Origin of the sequence: Thermus hydrothermalis, from assembly GCF_022760925.1 — a bacterium.
GTDB classification, from domain to species: Bacteria; Deinococcota; Deinococci; order Deinococcales; family Thermaceae; genus Thermus; species Thermus hydrothermalis.
Genome location: NZ_JAKTNT010000018.1, coordinates 1 through 24,740, shown reverse-complemented (window position 1 = coordinate 24,740; position 24,740 = coordinate 1). Strand labels below are relative to the sequence as shown.

Sequence of the window (24,740 nt, the reverse complement as noted above, 5' to 3'; positions counted from 1 at the left end):
CTTAAGCGTGAGCAACGACATCTCTTCCAAGAGATGCAGAATGGATCTATAAAAGAAACTCCCCGTCCTACTATCAAGGCGGGGAGTTTTGGCTTTTTATGGTGGTGGGCGGCAGAGGATTTGAACCTCTGACCTCTCGCTTGTAAGGCGAGCGCTCTGACCAACTGAGCTAGCCGCCCGTGGTGACCCCAGGGGGAATCGAACCCCCGTTTCGGCCTTGAGAGGGCCGCGTCCTGACCGCTAGACGATGGGGCCCCAAAACGAGGGGCATCAGCCCCAGAGGTTCAGTCTACCCGCTCCCTCCAAAGCCTGCAACCACCCACGAGGAGGTCCAGCCCTTGCCAATTGCCAAGGGCGGATAACCGCTCCCAAGGGAACACCCGGGTTTAAACTGGGCTTGTGGCTTACTTGGGGTTGAGCCTTCTGCTTCTCGTTATCCTCGGTCTTTCGCCTCGCACTTCATTCTGGAGCGAACACACCCTCCTTCCCTGGGTAGGGTTAGCTGCTGGAGGATACCTTCTCACCCGTAGAAAGCCCTTTTGGGGTCTTAGCCTCCTCTTTTTTGGTTTCAGCGATGCGGTGGGAAGCCTGGAACTTTTCTTAGATAGTACGCAACGAGTTCTCTTAGAAACCCTTTTCGCTCTTCTGGGTTACGTTAGCCTAGCCCTAGGCATCCTACAAGTACCAGGCCACCCACCTCGCATAACCCTTTTTCTGCTTCCTCTAGGGCTTTTGGGAATAGAGGTTCTAGCGCAAGCGGGGCTTGGCTTGAATGCGCTTTACATTGCTTGGAACCTCGCGCTTCTCTTCCTGGTCCTTCCCAAATTAGAAACGCTTTTTCATACAGGACCCGATGACAGGTCTCTATGGGGCGTAGGGTTACTTTTCCTCCTCACCGAAGGTATGGCCTCCCCTTATACGCAAGGCCAAACCGGAGACCCCCTCCACCTTTTAAGAACCCTAGGTTACGTGTTCTTAGCGATTGGGATAGCTAGAACTCCCCAGGGAGAGCCTTCCTTCACCTACCAAGCTTTGGCCTTAAGCGGTTTGTTTGTGTATCCCATCCTCTTTTTCGTAGACAATTTTCCAATAGCCATGCGCATACTGGCCCTCTACGGGGGGATAGTGGGGTCTTTGGGTCTCCTTTATGCGCACCACCTGGAATGGAAGCGCACGGAAGAAAAGAACTTGCGCTGGATACGATTTCTGAGGGAGCTTGCTCGCCTTACTCCCCGGATCACCCAAACCCTTAGCCCCGAAGCAGTCCTAATAGGCGCATTGGAAGCCACCCGCACCTTGATCCCCGAAGCGGTGGGCCTCGAGGTCCTCAGCAGGCGAGGGCTTGTGGGGCTCCGCACCCCCTATAGCCTAAAGGTACCTATGAACGGGGAATCCGCCCACCTATACCTCCGAAAACCTCCTAAAGAACCTCTTCCCGAAGGCTTGCTCTCTCTCCTAGGCGAGCGGCTTCGCCAAGTGCTCAAGCAGGTGGAGTGGGGTACCTTGGCGCTGACCGATCCCCTCACCGGGCTTCTCAACCGCCGGGGCCTCGAGGTAGAGCTCCCCAAGCTCCTTTCCCTAACCAGGCGTTACCATAATCCCCTAAGCGTTGCCCTACTGGATATTGACCACTTCAAGCGCATCAACGACGCCTTCGGCCACGCTGTGGGAGACCAAGTGCTCAAGGCCCTAGGCCGCATCCTCCAAGGAAGCCTTCGCCGAGAAGACGTGGCGGTGCGCTATGGTGGCGAGGAATTTCTCCTGCTTCTCTACGGCGCAGACCAGCGGGCAGCCATGGAAGTGGTGGAGCGGATCCGATCCCGCTTCCGCGCCCAGAAGGTGGAACCTATCCCCTACCCTTTAACCCTTTCCGCAGGGATAGCAGGCGGCAAGACACCCAATGGGCTAGAGGAGGTGGAGGAGTGGGTGCTCAAAGCCGATTACGCCCTCCTCCGGGCCAAGGAAACGGGGCGCGACCGCATCACCCTAGCCTAGCACCCCCACGCCTTTACAATGGGAGAAGATGCTCGTCCGCCTCGAGGTGAAAAACCTCGCCGCCATCCGCGAGGCCACCCTGGAGCTCGCCCCCGGTCTCAACGTCCTCACCGGGGAAACGGGGGCCGGGAAAAGCCTCCTGGTGGACGCCTTGGCCCTCCTTTTGGGGGAGCGGGCCGAGGGGCTTATCGGGCCCTATGGGGATAGCCTCCTGGTCACCGCCTTCTTCCAGGGGGAAGGGGAGCGGGTGCTTTCCCGAAGGGTGGGGGTCCGCTCCACGCCCCGCATAGACGGGGAGGTGGTGAGCCTGAGGGAACTCCAGGAGGAGGCGGAACGCTGGCTCTCCCTCCATGCGCAACACGCCGCCTTGGCCCTGCTTTCCCCCAGGCGCCAGCGGGAGCTCCTGGACGCCCTCCTCCCCCCCGGCCACCTCCAGGCCTACCGGGAAGCCCACGCCCGCTACCAGGCTCTCCTTCAGGAAAAAGAGGCCCTGGAGGAGGCCCTGCGGGCCAAAAGCGAGCGGGAAGACCTCCTGCGCTTCCAACTCCGGGAAATCCAAGAGGCCAAGCCCCGTCCCGGGGAAGACCTAGAGCTGGAGGAGGAGGCCCGGCGCCTACGGCACCTGGAAACCTTGCGGGAACGGGCGGGGAAGGCCTATGCGCTCCTCACCGAAGAGGGGCTTTCCCCTTGGGAAAACGCCGTGCGGGAGCTTCGCCAGGGGGGGCGGTACGACCCCGCCCTGGAGGCCCTGGCCAAGGACCTGGAGGCCGCCCTGGAGGGGGCGGAGGCGGTGGCGCGGGAGCTAGAGGCGTACTTGGAGGGCCTCGAGGCCGACCCTGGCCGCCTGGCCCAACTGGAGGAACGCCTCGCCCTCCTGGAGCGCCTCAAGCGCAAGTACGGCCCCACCCTGGAGGAGGTCCTGGCCCACGGGGAGCGGGCCAAGGCGGAGCTTGCCGCCTTGGAAGGGGGTGAGGAACGCCTTTTTGAGGTGCGAAAGGACCTCCTGAAGGCAGAAGAAACGCTCCTCCGGCTAGGGGCGGAGCTAAGCCAGGCCCGGCAAGGGGCGGCCAAGAAGCTCGCCCGGGCCATGGAGGAGGAGCTCGCCGCCTTAGGCCTCCCCCAGGCCCGCTTCCAGGTGGCCCTCACCCCCTTGCCCGAGCCCGGGGCCTTTGGCCTGGAGGAGGTGGCCTTTCGCTTCGCCGCCCATCCCCGCCTACCCCTCTCCCCCCTCTCCGCCGCCAGCGGGGGGGAGCTTTCCCGCATCGCCCTCTCCCTCGCCCTCCTCACCGGGGCCGAGGCCCCCACGGTGGTCTTTGACGAGATGGACACCGGGGTGGGCGGGGAAACCGCCTGGAAGCTCGCCGAGCGCCTCGCCCGCCTGGGGGAAAAGCGCCAGGTCCTGGTGGTGACCCACCTGCCCCAGGTGGCCGCCCGGGCCCACCGCCACCTTAAGGTGGTGAAGGAAGAGGGGGAGGTGCGGGTGGAGGTGCTGGAGGGGGAGGAAAGGGTGCGGGAGCTCGCCCGCCTCCTCTCGGGCCAGTACACCGAGGCCGCCCTCTCCCACGCCAGGCTCCTCCTGGAGGCGCGATGAACCCCATGGAAGCCCCCTACCCGGTCTTCCACCTGCAGGAGGGGAGGGTGGAGCGGAACGCCCTGGCCCAAGACCTACCCCTACCCGAAGGGGACACCCTGGTCCATGGGGAGAGGAGCTACCGGGTAGCCCGCCTCCCGTCCCCCACGGGGACCTACCTCCTTCTCCTGGAAACCACGGACCTCTCGGTGCAGGCCCGGGCTTACAAGGGGCTTCTTAAGGTGTTGCGGGGGCTTTTGCAGCACGAGGAGCCCGAGGGGCTTTTGCAGGACCTGATCCGGGAAGCGGTGGCTGCGGTGCCCGGGGCGGAAGCGGGGAGCATTTTGCTTCGGGAAGGAGGGTACTTTTACCTGGTGGCCCAGGAGGGTTTCTCCGAAGCCCTCCTGGGGGCCCGCACCTCCTTGGAGGAGGAGCTCGCCTGGTACGGGCTTGGGGTGGACAACTGGCTCAGGGGCCGCCCCCGGGTGCTCAAAGGACCTGAGATCCGCCACCTCTCCAGCCTGAGCACCGTGGAGGCCCGGCCCGCCTTTTTTGAGCACGGCCGCCTCTTGGAAATCCAGGCCACCTTGGGCCTGCCCATCGTCCTCGAGGGCGAGGTGCTGGCGGCCATGAACCTGGACAACTTCCGCGACCCCGAGGCCTTTACCCCCCTTTCTCTAGAATTGGCCCAGGCCTTCGCCCTGGAAGCCGCCCTCCTCCTCAAGGCCTTGAAGGAGCGCCAGGCCCTGGAAAGGGCGGCCCGCACCGACCCCCTCACGGGCTTGGGAAACCGCCGGGCGCTAGAAGAAACCTTCCCCAAGCTCCGCGCCGAGGCCCAGGCCCTGGGAGAGCCCTTGGCCCTCATCTACTGGGACCTGAACGGCCTTAAGACCCTAAACGACCGGGAAGGGCACGCCGCCGGGGACCAGGCCTTGAAAGCCCTGGCCCAGGCCCTGAAAAACCTCTCCCGCCGCCGGGACCTGGCCTTCCGGGTGGGGGGGGACGAGTTCGTGAGCCTCCACCTGGGCCTTTCCCAGGAGGAAATCCCCGCCCTCATCGCCCGGCTGCGGCAAAGCCTCCCCTACGGGGTGGCGGCGGGCGGGGTGGAGGTGGAAGGCGAGGACCTGGAGGCCCTTTTGCGGGAGGCGGACCGCCGCATGTACCGGGCTAAAGGAGGCCCTTAACCCCGTCGGCCACGTACTGCACCGCAAGGGCAGCAAGCAGAAGGCCCAGCACCCGGGTCACCACGTTCACCCCCGTGCGCCCCAGGGCCCGGCGTATCCCGGAAGCGGCCCGTAAAAAGAGGTAGGCCAGAAGGAGCACCAGAAAGGCGCTAAAGAGGACCACCGCCCACCCCCCCACCACCATCCGGGCCTCCCCGCCCAGGATGAGAACGCTGGCCAAGGCCCCGGGCCCGGCGATAAGGGGGATGGCCAAGGGGAAGACGGAGATGTCCGCCCGGACCAGGGCCTCGTCCTTTTCCTCTTCGGTTTCCCGTTCGTGGTGGGCGAAGACCATTTCGGTGGCGATGCGGAAGAGGAGGATGCCCCCGGCGATGCGGAGGGCCTCGAGGCTAATCCCGAGATGCGCCAAAAGCCCCCTTCCGAAGAAGAAAAAGGCCACGAGAAGCCCCCCCGCCACCAGCACCGCCCTGGCGGCGATCTGGGCCTGCTTCTTCGGGGGGCGGTCCCCCGCCAAGGCCAAGAAGACGGGAACCAGCCCCACCGGGTCCATGACCACGAAGAGGGTGAGGAAAGACTTGAGAAAGAGTTCAACCACTTGGGACCTTGGGCCCTATGCCCCTCCCTTGAGGGCCCTGCCCGCCAAGAGCAACTCCCCGAGCTCCTCCTCCAAGGCCTTGGCCTCCGGCTCCGTACGGGCCACCACCAGGATGGTGTCCTCCCCCGCCAAGGTGCCCACGATCTCGTCCCGCTTCAGGCGGTCTAGGAGGAGGGCGATCCCCGAGGCGTGCCCCTCGGCGGTCTTCACCACCAGGATGTTCCCACCCCGGTCCACGTCCTTGACGAAAAGGCCGAACTGCCGTTTGAGCTCCTCGTAAACGTCCTCGGGAAGCTCCACGGAAGGTAGGGCGTACTTGTGCCGCCCCTTGCCCAAGGCGATGCGGGCCAGGCGGAGCTCGGCGATATCCCGGCTCACCGTGGCCTGGGTCACCTCAAAGCCTAGCTGCCGCAGGCGCTCCACCAACTCCTTCTGGGTGCCGATCTCCTCCCGGCTCACGATCTCCTGTATCGCGCGGTGCCGCTCGGCCTTGCTGCGCATACTCACCCCGTTAGGCTTTCCAAAACTCTTTGACGAAATCCAGTATACGGTGGGCCACCTGGCGCTTGGGCATCCGGGGAAGCTCTATGACCCGCCCGTCCCTCAGGAGGAGGACCACCTCGTTTTCCAGGCTCCCAAACCCCACCCCCTCCCGGTTTACCCAGTTCAGGACGATGAGGTCCAGGTTCTTGCGGACAAGCTTCCCCCGGGCCCTTTCCAACCCCTCCCGGGTTTCCATGGCGAAGCCCACCAAGACCCTGTCCCCTTTCCTTTCCCCGAGCTCCTTGAGGATGTCGGGGTTGGGCACCAGGCGAAGGACCCGTTCCGCCTCCACCTTGGGCTCCTTGTCGGCCAGGGTGGTCTCGGGGCGGTAGTCGGCCACCGCCGCCGCCATGACCACTGCCTCGGCCCAAGGGTAGTGGGCCAGGATGGCCTCCCGCATCTCCAAGGCGCTTTCCACCCGCACCACCTTGACCCCCCAAGGGTCGGGGAGAGCGGTGGGCCCCGCCACCAGGACCACCTCCGCCCCCCTATCCCGGGCCGCCTCGGCCACGGCGTATCCCATGCGCCCCGAGGAAGGGTTGGAGAGGAAACGCACGGGGTCCAAATACTCCCGGGTGGGCCCGGCGGAAACCACGAGCCTAAGGCCCTGGAGGTCCTTGGGGGTGAGCAGGGCCTCCAAGCGCTCCAAAAGCGCTTCCGGCTCCAGCATCCGCCCCCACCCCTCCCCTTCCCCCACCGCGGCCAGGGGGCCGTGGGCGGGGCCGAAGAAGGCGTGGCCCAAGGCCTTGAGCCGCTCTACGTGGCCTTGGGTCTGGGGAGCGAGCCACATGGCCTCGTTCATGGCCGGGGCCCAGGCCACCCGCTTGGCCCCGGCGAGGAGGGTGGCGGAAAGAAGGTCATCCGCCAGGCCCAGGGCCGCCTTGGCCAGGGCGTCGGCGGTGGCGGGGGCCACCAGGACCACCTCGGCCCAGCGGGCGAGCTCTATGTGGAGGGCCCGGCCGTGGGGTTGGAACCAAGCCTCCTCCGTGGCCACCTCCCCCCCGGCGGCCACCGCCAGGGAAAGGGGGGTGACAAAGGCCAAGGCCCGGGGGGTGGCGAGGACCCGCACCTCGTGCCCCGCCTGGCGGAGGAGGCGGAGGAGGTGGGGCACCTTGATGGCCGCCACCCCTCCGCTCGCCGCCACCAGGACCCGGGCCACCTAGCCCTCCTCTTCCACGGGGTAAAGCTTTTCCATCTCCTTCTGCAGCCGGTCCTCGGGGACCAGGTTCTCCCCGAAGACCAGCCGGCCGGTGTGGAGCTCCTTCATGGCCCAGGTCACGGGGTTAGGGTCGTCAAAGAGACCCTCGAGGGTCCGCATCTTGGGCCTCTCCTCCGGTTCCAACACCGTGTTCTTGAAGCGGTGGCGCAAAAGCTGTTGCGCCCGCTTGGCCACCACCACGGTGAGGCGGTACTTGGAATCCACCATACCGAAAAGCTTGTCAATGCCCGGTTCCGCCATGGTTCCTCCTTAGAATCTCGTCCAGTTCGCTTTCCAGGTCCGGGTCCCGCTCCAAAGCCTTCTGGAGGGCCCAGGCCATCCGAGGGGTGCGCCGCCTTTCGGCGGTGAGGATGGCCAAGAAGTCCGCCACCGCCTCCTCCAGGACATCGTTCACCACCACGTAGTCAAAGAGGTGGGCGTTTTGGATCTCCCACTCCGCCTGCGCCAAGCGCTTGGCGATCTTCTCCGGGCTATCCTTTCCCCGGTAGACCAGGCGGCGCTTGAGCTCGGAGAGGGACGGGGGAAGCAGGAAGATGAGGACCGCCTCCGGCACCTTCTTGCGCACCTGCAAGGCCCCTTGCACCTCAATCTCCAAGAGGACGTCCTCCCCCCGGGCCAGGGCCCGCTCCACCGGGGCCCTGGGGGTGCCGTAGAGGTGGCCCACGTACTCGGCGTACTCCAGAAAGCCGTCCTGGGCAAGGAGGGCCTCAAAGGTGGGGCGGTCCACGAAGTAGTAGTCCACCCCGTCCCGCTCCCCGGGCCTTGGGGAACGGGTGGTCATGGAGATGGAGTAGAAGAGGCGGGTGCGCTCCAACACCTTGGCCCGCACCGTACCCTTCCCCACCCCGCTGGCCCCGGTCATGACGAAAAGGCGGCCCCGCATGGCCTTCACCCCGGGAGGATACCAGAACCCTTGGCCCAGGGCAAGGATCTTTGTGATCTAGGAACCTTTCTTCCGTGGTACACTTGGGCCCGTGGCCTGGTACGAGGGTGCCTTCTTCTATCAAATCTTTCCCGACCGCTTCTTCCGGGCAGGTCCGCCCGGCAAGCCTGCCCCCACAGGGCCCCTAGAGCCCTGGGAAGCCCCGCCCACCCTGAGGGGCTTCAAGGGGGGGACGCTATGGGGGGTGGCGGAAAAGATCCCCTACTTGGCGGAGCTAGGGGTAGAGGCCCTCTACCTAAACCCCATCTTCGCCTCCACCGCCAACCACCGCTACCACACGGTGGACTACTTCCAGGTAGACCCCCTCCTGGGCGGGAACGCCGCCCTGCGCCACCTCCTCGAGGTGGCCCACGCCCACGGGATGAGGGTGATCCTGGACGGGGTCTTCAACCACACGGGCCGGGGCTTCTTCGCCTTCCAGCACCTTTTGGAAAACGGGGAGCATAGCCCCTACCGGGACTGGTACTACGTAAAGGGGTTTCCCCTAAACGCCTATAGCCAAAACCCCAACTACGAGGCCTGGTGGGGAAACCCCGAGCTTCCCAAGCTCAAGGTGGAAACCCCAGCGGTGCGGGAGTACCTCCTCGCCGTGGCCGAGTACTGGATCCGCTTCGGGGCCGATGGCTGGCGGCTGGACGTGCCCAACGAGATCCCAGACCCCGAGTTCTGGCGGGCCTTCCGCAGGCGGGTCAAGGGGGCCAACCCCGAGGCCTACATCGTGGGGGAGATCTGGGAGGAGGCGGACTTCTGGCTCCAGGGGGACATGTTTGACGCCACCATGAACTACCCCTTGGCCCGGGCCATCCTAGGCTTCGTGGGGGGGGAGGCGCTGGACCAGGAGCTTGCGGGAAGGTGCGGCCTAGGCCGGATAGAACCCCTCTTGGCCCTGGCCTTTAGCCACCGCCTGGAAAACCTCTTCGCCCGCTACCGCCCGGAGGTGGTGCGGGCCCAGATGAACCTCCTCACCTCCCACGACACCCCCCGCCTCCTCACCCTCCTCAAGGGAAGCCTGGAGCGGGCCAGGCTCGCCCTCTCCCTCCTCTTCCTCCTCCCGGGAAGCCCCACGGTCTACTACGGGGAGGAGGTGGGCATGGAAGGGGGGCTGGACCCGGATAACCGGGGCGGCATGGTGTGGGCCGAGGAAAGGTGGCGAAGGGAGCTTTGGGAAGCGGTGCGGCGGCTTGCCCGCCTGCGCAAGGAGCACCCCGAACTCCGCACCGCCCCCTACAGCAGGGTCTACGCCGTGGACGGGCACCTGGCCTTCACCCGGGGGCCCTACCTGGTGGTGGTGAACGCCACCCCCGAGCCCTTCCCCCAGGACATCCCCCTGCACGGGGCCCTGCCCCGGGGAGCCCAGGCGGTGGACCTCCTCTCGGGTGCCCTCTGCACCCCCAAAGGGGGGAGGCTTTGCGGCCCCGAGCTTCCCCCCTTCTCCGTGGCGGTCTGGACCGAAGTCTAAAGGGCCCCCTCAAAGCGAAGGAGCCAGAGCTTCAGCCCCTCCTGGCCGGCGAAGCCCCCAAGCCGCCCGTCCTGGTGGATGACCCGGTGGGCGGGGACCAGGAGGAAGTAGGGGGAAGCCCTGAGGGCCGCCCCCACCGCCCGGGGGGAAAGCCCCAGCTCCCGGGCGAGCGCCCCGTAGCTCGTGGTCTTCCCGTAGGGGATGCGGCGAACCCGCTCGTAAAGGCCTACGCGGGCCGGGGAAAGGCCGGTGTAGTCCAGGGGGATGTCCAGAAAATCCGGGCGCTCCCCGGCGAAATAGGCCTCAAGGCTTTCCCGCACCCGCTCCGCCAAGGGGCCCGTTGCCTCCGGCCCCCGGGGGAAGAGGGCGGGCTCGAGGCGGACCACCCCCAAGGGGGAAACGGCAAGCCAAAGGGGGCCTAGGGGGGTGGCGAGGAGCACCTAGGGCACCCCGGCCAAGAGGAGCTCGGAGAGGAAGGTGCCGGGGAAGTAGTGGCCCAGGATCTCCCGGTGGCCAAAGCCCGCCTCCGCCATCCCCTTGGCCCCCCACTGGGAAAGCCCCACCCCGTGCCCCGCCCCCCGGCCCACCGCCTCAAAGCCCTGGAACTCGGCCAAGGCCGAAGGGAGGCCCATGAGGCGGAGAAGCCGCCCCGCCTCGGGGCCCTGGACCTCCACCCCCAGAAGGCGCACCCGCCAGGCCCGGCCCGAGGGGCTACGCTCCAGGACCTGGGGGGCCTCCTCCCCCCTAGGGGCGTAGCCCAGGGAGCGAAGGGCCTTCTCCGCCCTCTCCTTGGAAACCGTCATCCGCCAGGCGCTCTTGGGACCCTTGGCGTAGGGGTCGGGCCGGGGGCGGAGGTAGGGGAGGGCCTTTTGGAACACCTCCTCGCTCCCCGCGGTCATGCCCCCGGAGTCGGCGTGGTAAAGGGCGGAGATGGCCTTACCCCCGTAGCTCAAAACCTGGCCCCGGGTGGCGGCCACCGCCTGGGCGTACTTGGGCTTCTCGGCGGCGAAGCCCAGATAGACCTGGCAAAGCTCGCTGGCGCAGAGGTCGTAGGGGGCCTTGGGGTTCAGGCGGTTCACGGCGAAGGTGCGGGCCAGGACCGCCTGGGCCTTCAGGGCCTCCAAGGGGAAGCCCTCCGGCATCTCCCCGGGCAGGACCCCGAGGAGGTAGTCCTCCAGGAGGACCAGGTTGACCACGAGGAGCCTCCCCCCCTGGGCGAGGAGCCGCACCCCACCCCGGTAAGGGCGGCCCTCGAGGGCGAAGTAGGGCACGTCCAGGTCAAAGAAGGGCTGGAGGCGCCCGTCCAACACCACCCCCTCCCCCGTGGCCGAGGCGCGCACCTCCCCGGAGGGGAGGCTTAGGCGCACCGCCTGGCCCTGGGGTACCTCTTGGAGGAGCACCCGGAGGAGGAGGTCCTTCCCTTGCCCCCGGGCGGGGAAGAAGGCGAGAAGGGGTAGAAGGAGGAAGAGGATAAAGGGACCCAACCGCGCCATAGCCTTTCCCCCTATCCTACCCCAAGACCAGGGTGGCCTTGCCCTGGGGCGGGGCCTCCTTCAGCCGGTCCAGGGCCTCCGGGTGCCGCAGGGCGTACATGGCGAAGGGATAGACCCGCTCCTGGGGCAACCCGAGGGGCAGAAGGTGGCGCTTGAGCCTTTCAAGGTGGCCCATGAGCACCGCATCCCTCCCCATGCGGGCCCTAAGGAGCTTGCGCAAGAGCCTATCCCCCTCCCCCGCAAGCCGCACCCGGAAGCGGCGGAAGGGGCGCTCCAGGGTGGGCTCCAAGGCCCTGGCCTGGGCCTCCAACGCCTCCAAGCGGGCGAGAAGCCCCCGAAGCTCCTCCTCCAAGGAGCGGTAGCCCTCCAAACCGCCCCGCACCGCCTCCAAGAAGGCCTCCTCCCCCTTCTCCAAAAAGGCCCAAGGAGAAAGGTGGTGTTTTTCCAGAATACGCCGGATGGGGGGTTCTAGGACCACCGCCTGAAGCCTCAGGAAAAGGGCGGGCATGGGGAGGCCATAGAGGGCGTAGACCCGGGAAAGCTCCGCCACGTAGCGGAACTCGTTGGGCCCCACCACGAACCCCGCCGTGGGCAGGACCAGGTCCTGGAAGACGGGCCTTAGGCCTGCGGCCGGGGTCAGGCGGGAGGGGTCCTGCCGGGCGATCTCCCCAAGCTCCTTGGCCGTGTAGCGCCGCACCCCATCGGTAAAGGCCCCGCCTTCGTAGAAGAGGAGGCGGCGGGCGTCGGTTTCCAGGAAGAGGTTGGTGGCCCCAGGCTTCCGCCGCAAGGGGGGCTTCCCCCCCAGGGCCCGGATCCTCTCCGCCTCCTCGTTGATGGCCTGGGCGCTGGCCAAGGGTTCGGCCAGCTCCCGCTCTAGGGCCTCGAGGAAAAGGGGAGCGAGCTCCTCCGCCATGGGGTCAAAGGGGACGAGGCCCCTCGCGCCCAGGAAGGCGAGGAGGGTGCGGGCGAAGAACTCGGAAAGCGTCCGCCCTTCCAGGGCGTAGGCCACCCGTTCGTCCCTGGCCCAAGGCCCGAGAAAGGCCTTTAGGGCCTCCAGGTAAGGGGCCAAGGGGATGCGCCCGGCGGGAAGAGGGGGCAAAGGGAGGGAAAGGGTACGCACCTCCTCGTCCCAAAGAAGGTGCAGGTGGCGCACCTCCTCCACGTCGTGGTCCTGGGAGGCCACCCAGAAGACCGCCACCCCCCCTACCCCCTCGGCCAGACGCAAAGCGGTGTGGGCCTTGTAGAAGGTGAGGGCGGGGCCTCCCAGAAGCCCCGCCTGCTGCCCCGTAACCACCGCCCCCCGGGCAAGCCCTTCCACGGCGGCCAAGGCTTCCTGGGGCGCTCCGAGGCGCTTCAGGTAAGCCCTGAGGGCCCCGGCGAGCCCCGGGTGGCCCGCCCGGCCGAGGCGCGCCTTAAGGGCCTCCTCCCCTTGGGGCAGGCCCAGGAGGCGGGCCAAAAGGGCGGTTTCCATAGCTTTAAAGCCTATAGCGCCTCGGCCAAACGGGCAAGGGCCTCCGGGTCCCGGAGCTCCACCCGCCGGTAGCCCAGGTCCACCAGGCCCTTCAAGGCCCACTCCCCCAGGAGCTTGGTCACGGTTTCCCGGGTGGCCCCCACCATGTGGGCCAGGTCCTGGTGGGAGAGGGCCACCTCCCCTTCCCGGGCCAGGGTGAGGAGGAGGCGGGCCAGGCGCTGGGCCACGGAGAGGTGGCGGGCCGCCCAAAGGGCCTCCTCCGCGGCCTTAAGCCTCCCGTAGAGGGCCTTGAGGAAAAAGGTTTCCACTTCCGGGGCACGCCTTAGGGCGGCGAGCTCCTCCGTCTTGGCGAAGAGGAGCTCGGCGTAGGTGAGGGCCGTGGCCCCGGCGGTGCGCCGCCTCTCCCCCACCAGGGCCTCCTCCCCCAAAAGCCCCCCCGGCCCCACCACCCCCAGGCTCACCGCCTCTCCCGTGGCCGAACGGGGGCCCTCCAGCCAGAAAAGCCCTTCCCGCACCAAATAGACCCCATCCACCCCGTCCCCTAGGGCGTACAGGCTCGCCCCCCGCCGCACCCTTAGGGGCAGGAAGATGCGGGCCAGCTCCCGCCGGGCCTCGAGGGGAAGTTCCTGGAACATGCCCCGAGTCTACCGGAAAAGGGGGGAGGTGGAGGGCGGCAAAAGCCCCTTGGCCTCCGCCAGGGCGAAGAGCGTTTCCACCGCCTTCTCCCCCTCCTCCCCCACGTCCAGGCTAAAGGGGTTCACGTAGGTGCGCACGTGGGCCCAGATGACCTCCTCGGAAAGCTCCTGGGCGTGGGCCTTGAGGTAGGGCAGGGTCTTCTCGGGGTGGGCGAAGGCGTATTCCAGGCTCCTCCGCACCGCCTCGTCCAGGGCCCGGATGAGGTCCTCCCCCAGGTCCCGCCGGGCCAGGATGGCCCCCAGGGGCAGGGGCAGGCCCGTCTCCCCTTCCCACCACTCCCCCAGGTCCAAAAGCTTCACCAGGCCGTTCTGGGGGTAGGTGAAGCGGCTTTCGTGGATGATGAGCCCTGCGTCCACCTCGCCTTGGGCCACCAGGGGCATGATCCGGTCGTAGCGCACCTCCACCGGGTGGAAGCCCTCGGCGTAAAGGGAAAGGAGCAAAAAGGCCGTGGTGTTCCGCCCGGGGATGGCCACCCGCGCTCCCTCCAACCGCTTGAGGGGCCTCTTGGCCACCAAAAGGGGCCCCACCCCCCGGCCCAAGGCCCCCCCGCTCCTCAGGGCCACGTACCGGTCCCGCACCCGGCCGTAGGCGGCGTAGGAGAGCTTGGTGAGGGGAAGCCGCCCCTCTAGGGCAAAGCGGTTTAGGGTTTCCACGTCCTCCAAGACCGCCTCCACGGGCACGGGGCTTGGCACCTCGCCGTGCACCAGGGCGTAGAAGATGAAGGTGTCGTTGGGGCAAGGGGAGTAGCCGAGCTTTAAGGCCTCCATGCCCCTACTGTACCCCCTTGAGGGCCCGCTTGAAGAGCTCGGGGGCAAAGCCCTTCAGGGCCCGGAGGAAGCCCGTGGCCCCCCGGGCCCGCCCGGGGATGATGTGGACCGGGATGCCCAGGCGTTCGGCCTCGAGGCGCACCGGCTCGGAAAGGTCGTGGCCCACGTAGCTGGAGACGATCATGAGGCCGTGGGCCCGCTCCAGGCGGTTCAGGATGCGCTTCAAAGCCTCCTTCCCCACCCCGGCGCTATCGGCGTCAAACCAGTCCACCTTAAGCCCCCGCTCCTCCAGGAAGGGCACGAGGCGGCTTCGGAGTTGCGTGTGCCCCCCCACCACCAGGAGGTGCTCCCCGTGGAAGCGGGGCAGGGCCTCCTCCAGAAGCTCCTCCGGGGTTTCCGATAGGGGCTTGGCCTCCTCCCCCAGGGCCTTAAGCCCCCGGGCCACGGCCTTGAGCTCCTCCAGGTAGAGGAGGAGGCTCTCGTCGTGGGGCCTTAGGAAGAGGAGGTTACGGAGAAGCTCCCGGGCAAGCTCCAAGTCCTTCTCCCGGTAGAGGGCCACCTCCAGGGCCTTTTGCCAGTACTCCGCCGCCTTCCGCCAGTTCCCCTTGGCCTCCTCGTGCTCCGCCAGGTCAAAGAGGACCTCGAGGGCCTGGGGGTCTTGCGCAAGCTCCGCCTTCAGAAGGGCCTCCGCCTCCGCCACCTGCCCCGAGGCGTAGAGGGCCGCCAGATACTGCCCCCGCACCGCCTCCGCCTCCGGGCTTTCCCGGAAGGAGCGGGAAAGGCGGTAGGCCAGGGCCAAAAGCTCTAAAGGGGGCTCGGGGGTGCGGCCCAAGGCCTGATAGAGGACGTGGAAGGCGGCCCAGGGGCCTTCTAGCCTCTCTAGGAGGGAAAGAAGCCCCCTTAGGTCCTCCTCCGCCACCTCGCTGAGGCCGGCGTCCCGGGCCCGGGAGAGGAGCTCCCGGGCCAAGACCTCCTCCCCCCCCGCCAGGGCCTCCTGGGCCAGGCGGAAGAGGTAGGGGGCGGGGTAGGCCTTTAGGGCGTGGGCCCGCTTGTGGTCCCCCAGGACCTCCTTCAAGGGGCGCCTCAGGGCCCGCTTCACCTCCGCCAGGTGGTGGTACGCAAGCCCCGCCACCTCCCCTTCTCCCCGCTGGGCCGCCCGCTCCAGGAGGTAAAGGGCTTCGCGGTGGCGCCCTTCCCGCTCCCGCAGGACCCCGAGGAGCAAAAGGGCCTCGGGGATCTCCGCCCGGGCCAAGGCCTCGGTGAGGAAAGGCTCCACCCCCTTAAGGTCCTCCCCCCGGTAGTCCAAGGGCGTGCGCAGGCGCAAGGCGGCCAGGGCCAGGCCCAAGAAGCCCTCGGCCTCGTCCAGGTCGGCAAGCCGGCGGGCGTAGCGCTCCGCCCGGGCGAAAAGCCCCTGGAGAAGGGCCGCCTTTAGGCCCAGCCTTAGCATCTCCCGGGTGAGGAGGCTTGGGGAGAGGTCCTCCACGAACTCCGCCCGGCGGCTCACCTCCGCCCACTCCCCTTCCCGGGCGAAGCGGCGCATGCGCTCGGCGATGCGCTCCAGGGCCTCCCGCACGTAAAGCTCCGCCTCGGGAAGCCCCGACTCCACGAACTGCCTTAGGGCGTCGGCGTACCGCCCCTGGGCCAGGTAGACCCGCCCCAAGGCCAGGCGGTACCGCCCGCCCCGCACCGCCAGGGCCTCGAGGCGCCCCTGGGCCCGGGCGTACTCCCCGAGCTCCACCAGCACCAGGGCCCTAAGGTCCTCCGCCTCCTCGGAAAGGGCCCGCCTTAAGGCTTCCTCCGCCTCGGCGAAGCGGGAAAGGGCGAAAAGGGCCCTCCCCCGTAAGTAGGCCGCCTCCCCCTCCGCCCCTTCGGGCAGAAGGGCGAGCACCTCGGCGTACTGCCCCGCCTCCAAGAGGGCCCGCACCCGGCTCAGGTCCGGCCCCTCCGCCAAGACCGCCACGGGCTCTAAGGCGGGCTCTTCCCAAAGGGCCTCCTCCGCCCGCACCTCCGCCAAGGCCTCGGGCCTGCGGGCGAGGACCAGAAAGTACTCCCCTTCCCCCACCCGCTCCACCTCCCGGAAGCCAAGCCGCCTAAAGCCCTCCTCCACCCCCTCGGGGCTTTTCCCGAGGAAGGGCCCGTGGCCATAGATGAGGAGCCCCCCCGGCTTTAGGAGCCGGGCGAAAAGGGGCAGGCGCTCAAAGAAGGCGAAGCGCTTCCAAAAGGCCTCGGGCTCCAGGCGGCTTTCCAGGTCCTGGTCCACGAGCCCCTCGGGGAAGACGGAGAGGAGAAGCAGGGTATCAAAGGGGGGAAGGTCCACCTCCTCGGCCCAGCCCTGGTGCCAAGCCACCTCCGGCACCCGCTTCCTCCCCAAGGCCACCGCCTCCTCCACCCCGTCCAAGGCGTGCCAGGAAAGCTCGGGCCGCCTCCTCTGCAGGTACCCCACCAGGGCCCCCGTGAAGGCCCCCACCTCCAGGACCTGCCCCTCCACCCGGGGAGGCACCTCCTTGGCGTAGAACTCCAAAAAGGGAAGGTGCATGCCGTAGACCAAGGCCTCCCCCTTGGGCACCTTGAGCACCTCCCGGTAGAAACTTCGCACCGCCTCCCTTCCCCCGCCCGCCAGGTAGGCCCGCCAGGCCTTGAGGAGGGGCTCCCGCCGGGCCGGGCTTCCCACGCGCTTGGCCAGTTCCGCCTCAAAGCGCCCCGGGGAAACGGGCCCCTGAACGGCAAAACGCTCCTTTAGGTAGAGCCTTAGCTCGTCGGGCATTTGCCGGGAGTGTACCAAAAAGGCGGGGGGGTGGTAAAGCCACCCCCTTTAAGGTGCCCAAGGGCCTAAGCGGGCACCTCCCTACGGAAAAGGTCGGCGTAGCGGCGCTTGGCCCGCATGGGGGCCCGGTGGTAGACGTAGGAGGCGAGGAGGGGGAAGGCCAAGGTGGCCTCGGCAAAGACCATCTGGGAGAGGGCGGCGTCCACCTTGCCCCAGCTTTGCGCCTCGGAAAGGGTGGAGCCGGAAAGCCCCCCGTCCCGCTCGTCCGCCACGGTGATCTGGATGGCGTACTTGTGCATCTCCACCTGGTGGCCCAGAACCTCCGCCACCACCACGATGTCCTGGGCGAAGTTCTTGGGCACCCCACCCCCGAGCATCACGAGCCCGGTGGTCCCCGCCTTGAGCTTGATCTCCGTGAGCTCGCGGAAGTCCGCCACCGAGTCAATGGTCACGTGGGCCTTGGGGTTTTTCACCTGGTGGTAGACGAGGCCGAAGCCTGCGGAGGAGTCGGAGAAAGCGGGGACGAAGATGGGTACCCCTTCCTCGTACGCTGCCCGCACGATGCTTCTCTCCCCTAAGCCCCTTTCCGCCAGGTACCGGCCCATGTGCCAGATGAACTCCCGGCTGGAGTAGGGACGGGGCTCTAGACTGTCGGCGATTTCGGCGATGGTGTAGTCCGTGTGGCGGAGCTCTTCCTCGTCAATGTAGGTGTCGTAGATGCGGTCAATCCAGAGGCGGCGGAGGGTTTCGTCGTCCGCCTTGGGGTCTCCCTGGTAGTGGCGGTGGCCCAGGGCCTCAAAGAAGTCCTGGTCCACGATGTTGGCCCCCGTGGCCACAATGACATCCACCAGCCCTTTGCGGATCAGGTCGTGGATGATGAGGCCTTGGCCGGCGGAAACCAGGCTCCCCGCCAGGGTGAGGATGACGGTAGCGTCGTCCTCCAGCATCCGGAGGTAGATCTCCGCCGCCCTGTGGAGGTTTCTCGCCTGGAAGGCGGTCCTGCCCATGGCCTCGAGGATGGGCCCGGCGTCAAAGGCCTTGATGTCAATGGGGACCACGGGCGTAGAGAGGAGTTCCTTCTTCTCCATGCTTCTCCTTTCTACGCGGGGTGGGCGTTGGGCGGCTCCCCCCTTCCTGCGCCCCCTGCCTCCTTGGGGCAGGACCCTAAGTATACCACCCCCCGGCGATAGGGGGGTAGACCTCCAGGGGACCCTCCACCTCCTCCTCGAGGCCCACCACCCTGTCCCCCACCGCCAGAAGCCACACCTCGTCCAGGGGGATGCCCAGCTTCTCCAGGGCCTCCTTCGGGGTTTTGGCCTCCACCTCCAGCCGCTCCCCTAAGCGGCGCAGGTCCCCGTGGAGGATGACCACCATCAGTACCCCTCCCGCACCACGTTTAGAAGGGGTTCCCCCCGGAGGTACCGCCCCACCTGCTCCGCCAGGAAGCGGGCCGCCCGCCGGTGAAACCCCTCGGAAAGCCCCGCCACGTGGGGGGTGAGGACCACGCCTTTTGCCCGCCAAAGGGGGTGGTCTTCCGGCAGGGGCTCGGGCTCGGTCACGTCCAAGAAGGCCCGCACCCTCCCCGCCTCCAGGGCCTCAAGAAGCGCCTCCGTGTGCACCAAAGCCCCCCGGCCGGCGTTCACCAAAAGGGCCCCCGGCTTCATCCGGGCGAGGAAGTCCCGGTCCACCATCCCCCGGGTTTCCGGGGTTAGGGGCAGGAGGAGGACCACGGCGTCCGCCTGGGGCAGGAGATGGGGAAGGTCCTGGGGCGTGTACACCCCAGGGCGGGCGTGGCGGGCCACGGGGAGAAGCTCCACCCCAAAGGGCCTAAGCCTTTCCGCCACCGCCCGGCCGATGGCCCCGTAGCCCAGGAGGAGGACGGCCTTGCCCTCCAGGTCCAGAAGCCGCTTGGGGGCCCAGCGCCTTTCCTTCTGCGCCTCGAGGAAGCCCGGCAGGTCCTTGAGGAGGGCGAGGAGGGCCATCACCACCCACTCCGCCACGGGGACGTCGTGGATGCCCGAGCCGTCGCAGAGCGCCACGCCTTCGGGAACCAGGGGGAGAACCCAGTCCACCCCGGCGGAGAGGGTCTGGACCACCTTGACCTCCACCTCCGCCAACACCTTGCGCACCACCTCCTCCTGGCCAAAGGGGGGATGAAGATGTCCGCCGCCTTCGGCCAAGGCTCGTCCAGAAAGCGCACCTCCACCCCCTCGGGCAGGAGGGCGAAGACCTCTTCCCTAAGCCTCGGGGCCAAAATCCTCACGGCGCACCTCCATGTACACGTCCTCCTTGCCCTTGGGCCCGGGGCCCAGGCCCACCTCGCGGAAGCCCGCCTTCTGGAAGGCCCGCCGGGCCCGGAGGTTGTGGGCATAGGTGCGGAGCTTCACCCGCTTTAGGCCCAAGACGTCAAAGGCGTAGGCCAAGGCCGCCCGCACCGCCTCCGTGCCGTAGCCCTGGCCCCAGCGTTCCTTTTTGCCGATGAGAATGCCCAAGGTGGCCTCCTCCGGGGTGAGGTCGTAAAGCTCCAGGGTGCCCAGATACTCCCCCGCTTCGTCCAGGATGGCGAAGGCCAGGCGGTCCTTCCGCCGCATCTCCGCCTGGACAAAGCGCTTGAAGAGCCAGAAAGGGGTACGCAAGGGGCTAGAGCCGTTCCACTCCGCCACCTCGGGGTCGCGGAAGGTCTCGTAGAGGCCCTTCCACTCCGCCTCGCTCAGCCCCGCACCGAAGGGCTTCAGGGTCACGCGGCCAAAGCGGGGCCAGTCCACAAGGGATAGCCTAGCGTAACGCCCTAGGGGTAGAGCCCCCTCAGGGCCCGGGCCTCGAGGACCCTCGTGGCGGCCACCACGTAGGCGGCGGTGCGCAAGGGGATCCGCTTCTCCTGGCTCACCTGCCAGACCGCCTCAAAGGCACCCCGCAAAACCCTCTCCAACCTCCGGTTGATCTCCTCCTCCGTCCAGAAGTAGGAGTTAAAGTCCTGCACCCATTCAAAGTAGCTCACCGTGACGCCCCCGGCGTTGGCGATCACGTCCGGCACCACCAGTACGCCCTTCTCCTGCAGGATGTCGTCCGCGGCGGGGGTGGTGGGGCCGTTGGCCCCCTCGGCGATGATCTTGGCCTGGATGCGCCAGGCATTCTGCTCGGTGATCTGCTTCTCCAAGGCGGCGGGGATGAGAAAGTCCGTGGGCACCGCCCAGAACTCCGGGTTGGGCAGGGGCTCCGCCTTGGGGTAGCCCCGCACCCCCCCGTACTCCGCCACGTGGCGGAGGAGGTCGTAAGGGTCAATCCCCGCCTCGTTGTAGATGGTCCCCGTGTGGTCCTGCACGGCGATGATCCGGGCCCCGTGGTCGTGGAAGATGCGGGCGGCGGCGTTCCCCACGTTGCCAAAGCCCTGGAGCGTGACCCGGCTCCCTTCAATGGGAAGCCCAATCTTCTCCGCCGCCGCCGCCGCGGTGACGAAGACCCCCCGACCCGTGGCGTCCCGCCGCCCCAAGGAGCCCCCTAGGGCGATGGGCTTCCCCGTCACCACCCCGGGCACGGTGCGGCCCACGTTCATGGAGTAGGTGTCCATCATCCAGGCCATCTCCCGCTCCCCGGTGTTCACGTCGGGGGCCGGGATGTCCCGGTCCGGGCCCAAGAGGATGCCGATCTCCGAGGTATAGCGGCGGGTAAGGCGCTCTAGCTCGTGGGGGGAAAGCTTCTTGGGGTCTACCCTAATGCCCCCTTTGCCCCCGCCGTAGGGCAGGCCCACGGCGGCGTTCTTGATGGTCATCCAGGCCGCCAGGGCCATAACCTCCGAGAGGGTGACCTCGGGGTGGTAGCGCACCCCGCCCTTGGCGGGGCCGCGGGCGGTGTTATGGTGGACGCGGTAGCCCTCAAAGTGGGCCACGGTGCCGTCGTCCAGGTGGATGGGCACGTCCACGATCAGGACCCGCTTGGGCCGCTTGAGGCTTTCCGCCAAGGGGGCGTAGCGCCCCAGGTAGGGGACCACCCGGTCCACCTGCTCGGTAAAAATCTCCCAAGGACCGCCGTCTTTGCCCAGGTAGGAAAGGGGTTCGCTCTTCATAGCCGCCTCTTCTCTAGGGGTACACGCCGCGAAGCCGCGTGGCCTCGTTCACCCGCTCCAGGGCGAGGGCCAGGGCCCCGGTGCGCAGGTCCGAGCCCAAAGCCTCCGCCTTGGCGCACACCTCGCCCACCGCCTTGGCCACGCTCTTGGCAAAGCTCTCCTGCACCTCCTCCGCACTCCAGAAGAACATGTTGAGGTCCTGCACCCACTCCAGGTAACTCGCCAAAAGCCCGCCGCCCCCGGTGAGGAGGTCGGGCACCACCAAGACCCCCTTGCCCAGGAGGTACGCCTCGGCCTCGGGGGTGAGGCCAAAGTTGGCCGCCTCCAAGACCGCCTGGGCCTTTACCCCCTTGGCCCCTTCCCCGTCCAAAGCCCCTTCCAAAGCGGCCAGGACCAGGTAGTCCACAGGAAGGGCAAAGAGCTCCTCGGGGGCCAGGTTGTACTCGGGAAGCTCCCCCGTGGCCTCGTGGTGGGCGAGGAGCTCCTTCACGGGAAGCCCCTCCTCCCGGTAAAGGGCCCCCCGGCTCGTGGAAACCGCCACCACCTTCAGGCCCAAGCGCTCGGCGTGGAGGGCGAAGTTCCCCCCCACCTGGCCGAAGCCCTGGACCGCCACCTTGGCCCCCTTTAGGGGTAGGCCCCGCCTCCTGGCGAGCTCCGCCAAGACCAGGGCCACCCCAAGCCCGGCGGCATCGTCCCGCCCCTCGGTGCCCCCCAAGGCGTGGGGCTTCCCCGTCACCACCCCGGGCACGGTGGAGCCCACGGTCATGGAGTAGGTGTCCATGATCCAGGCCATCACCTGTTGGTCCGTGCCCACGTCGGGGCCCAGGATATCCATGTCCGGGCCGATGAGGGTGACGAGCTCGGCGGTGTAGCGGCGCACCAGGCGCTCAAGCTCCCTTCGGGAGAGGAGCTTGGGGTCCACCGCCACCCCTCCCGCCGCCCCGCCAAAGGGCAGGTCGTAAACCGCCGCCTTCAGGGTCATCCAGGCGGCGAGGCCAGCGGTCTGGCCCAGGGTCACCTTGGGGTGGAGGCGCACCCCGCCCTTGGCGGGCCCCCGGGCGATGTCGTGGACTACCCGGTAGCCCTGGAACACCCGCACCTTGCCGTCGTCCATCACCACGGGCAGGGAAACCGTGACGAGCCTTTTGGGGTGGGCCAGGTACTCCACCGTGGTGGGGTGGATGGCCGCCACCTTCAGGGTCTTCTCCAACCGCTCCAAAAAGGCCTCCCAGAGGCCGGGGTCCTCGGGAGGGCGGTAGGCGGGCAGGCTCATAGCATCACCTGGGGGGATTATACCCCGGCCCCTCGGGGACAAACCGCCCCCTAGGAAAGCCGCTTCGCTTCCTCGAGGGCCAGGGCCTTCAGGGCCTCCTTATAGGGGCTATCGGGCAAGGGCGAGAGGGCCCTGGCCGCCGCCTCAGCCCGCTGGCGGATTCTTTCCTCCACCTCCTCGGCCACCCCGCTCTCAAGGGCCAAGGCCCTGAGCCGCTCCAGGTCCCCCGCTTCCCGCCCCTTGCGCCTAAGGATTTCCCGCACCTCGGGGAAGCGTTCCATGAGGAGGAGGGTGAGGAGGGTGGCCTTCCCCTCCCGCACATCCCCCCCCACGGGCTTGCCCAGGGCCTCGGGGGTACCCATGAGGTCCAGGTAGTCGTCCCGCATCTGGAAGGCCTGGCCGTAGAGGAGGCCAAAGCGGCGGAGGGCTTCCCGCACCTCCTCGGCCTCGCCCTTTAAGAGGGCCGGCCCCTCGGTGCAAAGGGCCATGAGGGCAGCGGTCTTGGCGGTGATGATGCGCTCGTAGTTCTCCAGGGAGTAGTCCTCCAGGGCCGCCACCTGGAACTGGAGCACCTCCCCTTCGGACAAGGTCTTGGCCACCTCGGCAAAGCGCTCCACCAAGTCCATGCGCCCGGTCTTGGCGATGACGAAGAGGAGCCGGGAAAGGAGGAAGTCCCCGGAAAGCACGGAGACGGCGTTGCCGTACTTGCGGAAGGCGGCCTCCTTGCCCCGGCGCGTTTCCGCATCGTCAATGAGGTCGTCGTGGAGGAGGGTGGCGGAGTGGAGGAGCTCCACGGCCAAGGCGAGCTCCAGGTCAAAGGGCGCGCCGCCCAAGGCCCTCGAGGCCAAGAACACCAGCCGGGGGCGGATGCGCTTGCCCCCGGCGGTCACCAGGTCCTGGTGGATGAGGCGGACGAAGAGGACCTCGGATTGGACCAGCTCGGAAAGGGCTTCCTCAAAGCGCAGGAGGGGGGCCTCGAGGACCTCGTGGACCGTCACGCCCCCCAGTATAGCCCCAAATCAGTAGAGCTCTATAGGAGCCGGCAGGGACACCACCTTGGACTGCCCGTTGGCGGAAACCGTGCGGTACTTCACCGCTTGCACGGGCGCAAGGGGAGCGAACGCTTTTTTCTCGTACGTGCGCGCGTAGGGGCCACAAGGATCAGCGCTAGAGGGCGGGCAGGCCTGGGGAATGAGGAAGGGAGCGTCTAAGGGGTTGTCGGAAGCGTCCAAGAGGATCACGCTCCCCGCCCCAGAACCGGGTAGAGCGTAGAGAACGATCTCATAGCGATAGGTGTAGATGGTGTTGTCGTTTTGGTCCGTTTCCGTGGAAAAGGAAAAGTTCTCCCGCGCCACGAGCACCGTGGGCCCGCCAAAGATCACTCCGCCTTCAAAAAAGGTGCTACAGCCCGCCACCCCCAAAAGCAGGGCAACCCATAACTACCGGAATAATGCCTTTCCCATCACCCCATCATCTCCTCTCGCCACTTGGGGTTTAGTATAGAGAAAGTCAGCCTGGCAAGTCCGGCCAAGAAGTCCACGTTTTCCACCGCCACCTCCTTGGGCACCTCGAGGACGGCGGGGGCGAAGTTCAGGATGCCCTTGATCCCGGCCGCCACCAGGCGGTCGGCGGCTTCCTGGGCCGCCTCCCGGGGCACGGTGAGGAGGGCGATCTCTATGCGCCCGGGAACCCGCTCGGGGAGCCGGTCTATGTGCTCCACCACCCCCTTGCCCACGGGCCGCCCTATCTTCTCGGGGTCCACGTCAAAGAAGCCCCGGAGCTCAAAGCTCTCCCCAAAGCCCGGGTAATCGGCGAGGGCGCTCCCCAAGCGGCCCATGCCCACGATGCAAAGCCCCCAGCGGCGGTTCAGGCCCAGGATGTGCCTGAGCTCCCGCTTGAGCACCGGGACCGTGTACCCCACGCCCCGGGTGCCGTAGGAGCCGAAATAGGAGAGGTCCTTGCGCACCTGGAAGGCAGTCACCTGGGCGAGCTCGGCCAGTTGCTCCGAGCTCGTGCGGTGAACCCCCTTGGCCTCCAATTCCTCCAGGATGCGCAGGTAGGTGACCAAGCGGATAATGGCGGCGCTCGGAACCTTCATCGCACCTCCAAGGCCGTTAGGCCCAAGGCCTCCACCTTCGCCTTCATGGCTTCCTTCTCCCCTTCCGCCACCGGCCCCACCCGTACCCGGTACACCCCGTCCTTCACCAGGACCACCGGTAGCCCCATCTCCTTAAGCTTCCCCACCAGGGCCAAGGCGTTTTCCTCCTTTTGGAAAGCCCCCACCTGGAGGTAGACCTGGCCCTCGGCCGGGGGAAGGGCCCCCTGGCCCCGGTAGACCCGCGCCCCGTAAGCGGCCAAGGCCTGGGCCACCTGGGAGGCTTCCCGCTCCGTGGCGTAGGGCCCCACCACCACCCGGGTGAGGCTTCCTGCGGCCTCGAGGCGGGCCGGGTACCCCTTGGCCTTAAGCTCCCGCTCTAGCCTCAGGGCGTTCTCCGGGTTGGCGAAAGCGCCCACCACCACCCGGTAGGCGCCCGTGGGCGTGGGGGCAGGCGCCGGGGAAGCCGCCCTGGGCTTTTCCTCTTGGCGCGGCTTCTCCTCGGGTGCGGCCCTTTCCGTGGCCGAAGCCTCGGGCGCCTTGGGAAGGGGAATCACGGTGACCACGGGCTCGGCGGGGGTGGAGGGAGGGGTAGAGGTAGGGCTAGGGG

General features: G+C 67.6%; 23 protein-coding genes, 2 tRNA genes and 2 pseudogenes. 4 read left to right on the top strand and 23 right to left on the bottom strand.

Going from position 1 to position 24,740, the window contains the following annotated elements; all coding sequences use genetic code 11:
• Positions 1–102 precede the first annotated feature (102 nt).
• A tRNA-Val gene (locus L0C60_RS10725) sits at positions 103–179 on the bottom strand.
• Between the two features lies 1 nt (position 180).
• Positions 181–255: transfer RNA gene (locus L0C60_RS10720), tRNA-Glu, on the bottom strand.
• 840 nt (positions 256–1,095) lie between these two features.
• Between L0C60_RS10720 and L0C60_RS12925 the strand changes: the two genes are divergently transcribed.
• Genes L0C60_RS12925 through L0C60_RS10705 form a run of 3 tightly spaced genes read left to right on the top strand, consistent with a single transcriptional unit; the run spans position 1,096 to position 4,749 of the window.
• Positions 1,096–1,995, top strand: a complete 900-nt coding sequence (locus tag L0C60_RS12925) for a GGDEF domain-containing protein (protein WP_326491133.1) — start codon at positions 1,096–1,098, stop codon at positions 1,993–1,995.
• 28 nt (positions 1,996–2,023) lie between these two features.
• Complete coding sequence (locus L0C60_RS10710; RefSeq protein WP_234507096.1) at positions 2,024–3,586, top strand: DNA repair protein RecN; 1,563 nt, start codon at positions 2,024–2,026, stop codon at positions 3,584–3,586.
• The gene (locus L0C60_RS10705; RefSeq protein ID WP_234507098.1) at positions 3,583–4,749 is read left to right on the top strand and encodes a GGDEF domain-containing protein; all 1,167 of its coding nucleotides are present in this window, start codon (positions 3,583–3,585) and stop codon (positions 4,747–4,749) included. Before L0C60_RS10710 ends, L0C60_RS10705 begins: the two co-directional genes overlap by 4 nt.
• On the opposite strand, the gene L0C60_RS10700 is transcribed toward L0C60_RS10705, so the two are convergent.
• From L0C60_RS10700 to gmk, 5 genes are read right to left on the bottom strand one after another with little or no spacing between them, the layout of a single operon-like run.
• The gene (locus L0C60_RS10700) at positions 4,733–5,344 is read right to left on the bottom strand and encodes a MarC family protein (RefSeq protein WP_234507099.1); all 612 of its coding nucleotides are present in this window, start codon (positions 5,342–5,344) and stop codon (positions 4,733–4,735) included. The two genes, L0C60_RS10705 and L0C60_RS10700, sit on opposite strands and share 17 nt — an antisense overlap.
• Positions 5,345–5,359: 15 nt before the next feature.
• Positions 5,360–5,845: an arginine repressor gene (gene argR / locus L0C60_RS10695; RefSeq protein WP_234507101.1), complete on the bottom strand. Its 486-nt coding sequence runs from the start codon at positions 5,843–5,845 to the stop codon at positions 5,360–5,362.
• 10 nt (positions 5,846–5,855) lie between these two features.
• Positions 5,856–7,046, bottom strand: a complete 1,191-nt coding sequence (gene coaBC / locus L0C60_RS10690; RefSeq protein WP_234507103.1) for a bifunctional phosphopantothenoylcysteine decarboxylase/phosphopantothenate--cysteine ligase CoaBC — start codon at positions 7,044–7,046, stop codon at positions 5,856–5,858.
• On the bottom strand, positions 7,047–7,346 hold the full coding sequence (gene rpoZ / locus L0C60_RS10685; protein ID WP_234507105.1) for a DNA-directed RNA polymerase subunit omega: 300 nt from the start codon (positions 7,344–7,346) through the stop codon (positions 7,047–7,049).
• Positions 7,327–7,989 (bottom strand): guanylate kinase, encoded by a 663-nt coding sequence (gene gmk, locus L0C60_RS10680; RefSeq protein WP_234507187.1) that lies wholly within the window; start codon positions 7,987–7,989, stop codon positions 7,327–7,329. The genes rpoZ and gmk overlap by 20 nt, the downstream gene beginning before the upstream one ends.
• A 91-nt stretch (positions 7,990–8,080) precedes the next feature.
• Here gmk and L0C60_RS10675 point away from each other — a divergent pair, with 91 nt between their 5' ends.
• On the top strand, positions 8,081–9,508 hold the full coding sequence (locus tag L0C60_RS10675; protein WP_234507107.1) for an alpha-amylase family glycosyl hydrolase: 1,428 nt from the start codon (positions 8,081–8,083) through the stop codon (positions 9,506–9,508).
• Here L0C60_RS10675 and L0C60_RS10670 read toward each other — a convergent pair.
• The 16 genes and pseudogenes from L0C60_RS10670 to L0C60_RS10595 form a co-directional block, all read right to left on the bottom strand.
• On the bottom strand, positions 9,505–9,948 hold the full coding sequence (locus tag L0C60_RS10670; protein ID WP_234507109.1) for a methylated-DNA--[protein]-cysteine S-methyltransferase: 444 nt from the start codon (positions 9,946–9,948) through the stop codon (positions 9,505–9,507). The two genes, L0C60_RS10675 and L0C60_RS10670, sit on opposite strands and share 4 nt — an antisense overlap.
• Positions 9,949–11,001, bottom strand: a complete 1,053-nt coding sequence (locus tag L0C60_RS10665; RefSeq protein WP_234507111.1) for a SpoIID/LytB domain-containing protein — start codon at positions 10,999–11,001, stop codon at positions 9,949–9,951. It lies immediately after the preceding gene.
• Positions 11,002–11,017: 16 nt separating this feature from the next.
• Positions 11,018–12,472 (bottom strand): bacillithiol biosynthesis cysteine-adding enzyme BshC, encoded by a 1,455-nt coding sequence (gene bshC / locus L0C60_RS10660; protein ID WP_234507113.1) that lies wholly within the window; start codon positions 12,470–12,472, stop codon positions 11,018–11,020.
• An 11-nt stretch (positions 12,473–12,483) separates the two neighbouring features.
• Positions 12,484–13,107: a Crp/Fnr family transcriptional regulator gene (locus L0C60_RS10655; RefSeq protein WP_234507116.1), complete on the bottom strand. Its 624-nt coding sequence runs from the start codon at positions 13,105–13,107 to the stop codon at positions 12,484–12,486.
• A gap of 9 nt (positions 13,108–13,116) precedes the next feature.
• Entirely contained in the window at positions 13,117–13,935 is an 819-nt protein-coding gene (locus tag L0C60_RS10650; RefSeq protein WP_234507118.1) for a menaquinone biosynthesis family protein, read from the bottom strand.
• 4 nt (positions 13,936–13,939) lie between these two features.
• Positions 13,940–16,699 carry a tetratricopeptide repeat protein gene (locus L0C60_RS10645; protein WP_243092746.1) on the bottom strand — a complete coding sequence of 920 codons (2,760 nt, stop codon included), beginning with the start codon at positions 16,697–16,699 and terminating at the stop codon, positions 13,940–13,942.
• A gap of 65 nt (positions 16,700–16,764) precedes the next feature.
• A complete protein-coding gene (locus tag L0C60_RS10640) occupies positions 16,765–17,787 on the bottom strand; it encodes a 1,9-bis(guanidino)-5-aza-nonane synthase (RefSeq protein ID WP_243092745.1) in 1,023 nt (340 codons plus the stop codon).
• Between the two features lie 66 nt (positions 17,788–17,853).
• Positions 17,854–18,073, bottom strand: a pseudogene (locus L0C60_RS10635) (hypothetical protein); the annotation flags it as partial.
• A pseudogene (locus L0C60_RS10630) lies at positions 18,073–18,962 on the bottom strand (2-hydroxyacid dehydrogenase). The pseudogenes L0C60_RS10635 and L0C60_RS10630, both read right to left, overlap by 1 nt.
• A complete protein-coding gene (locus L0C60_RS10625) occupies positions 18,937–19,464 on the bottom strand; it encodes a GNAT family N-acetyltransferase (RefSeq protein ID WP_234507126.1) in 528 nt (175 codons plus the stop codon). The pseudogene L0C60_RS10630 and the gene L0C60_RS10625 overlap by 26 nt, the downstream one beginning before the upstream one ends.
• Positions 19,465–19,487: 23 nt before the next feature.
• Positions 19,488–20,762 carry a Glu/Leu/Phe/Val family dehydrogenase gene (locus tag L0C60_RS10620; protein WP_234507128.1) on the bottom strand — a complete coding sequence of 425 codons (1,275 nt, stop codon included), beginning with the start codon at positions 20,760–20,762 and terminating at the stop codon, positions 19,488–19,490.
• A 13-nt stretch (positions 20,763–20,775) separates the two neighbouring features.
• Complete coding sequence (locus L0C60_RS10615) at positions 20,776–22,035, bottom strand: Glu/Leu/Phe/Val family dehydrogenase (RefSeq protein WP_243092744.1); 1,260 nt, start codon at positions 22,033–22,035, stop codon at positions 20,776–20,778.
• A 50-nt stretch (positions 22,036–22,085) separates the two neighbouring features.
• Entirely contained in the window at positions 22,086–23,033 is a 948-nt protein-coding gene (locus L0C60_RS10610) for a polyprenyl synthetase family protein (RefSeq protein WP_243092743.1), read from the bottom strand.
• Between the two features lie 21 nt (positions 23,034–23,054).
• Positions 23,055–23,417, bottom strand: a complete 363-nt coding sequence (locus tag L0C60_RS10605) for a hypothetical protein (protein WP_243092742.1) — start codon at positions 23,415–23,417, stop codon at positions 23,055–23,057.
• A gap of 80 nt (positions 23,418–23,497) precedes the next feature.
• Positions 23,498–24,133, bottom strand: coding sequence for a redox-sensing transcriptional repressor Rex (locus L0C60_RS10600; RefSeq protein WP_243092741.1), 636 nt, complete (start codon positions 24,131–24,133; stop codon positions 23,498–23,500).
• A partial coding sequence (locus L0C60_RS10595; protein WP_243092740.1) for an SPOR domain-containing protein occupies positions 24,130–24,740 on the bottom strand: 611 nt, incomplete at its 5' end. The genes L0C60_RS10595 and L0C60_RS10600, both read right to left, overlap by 4 nt.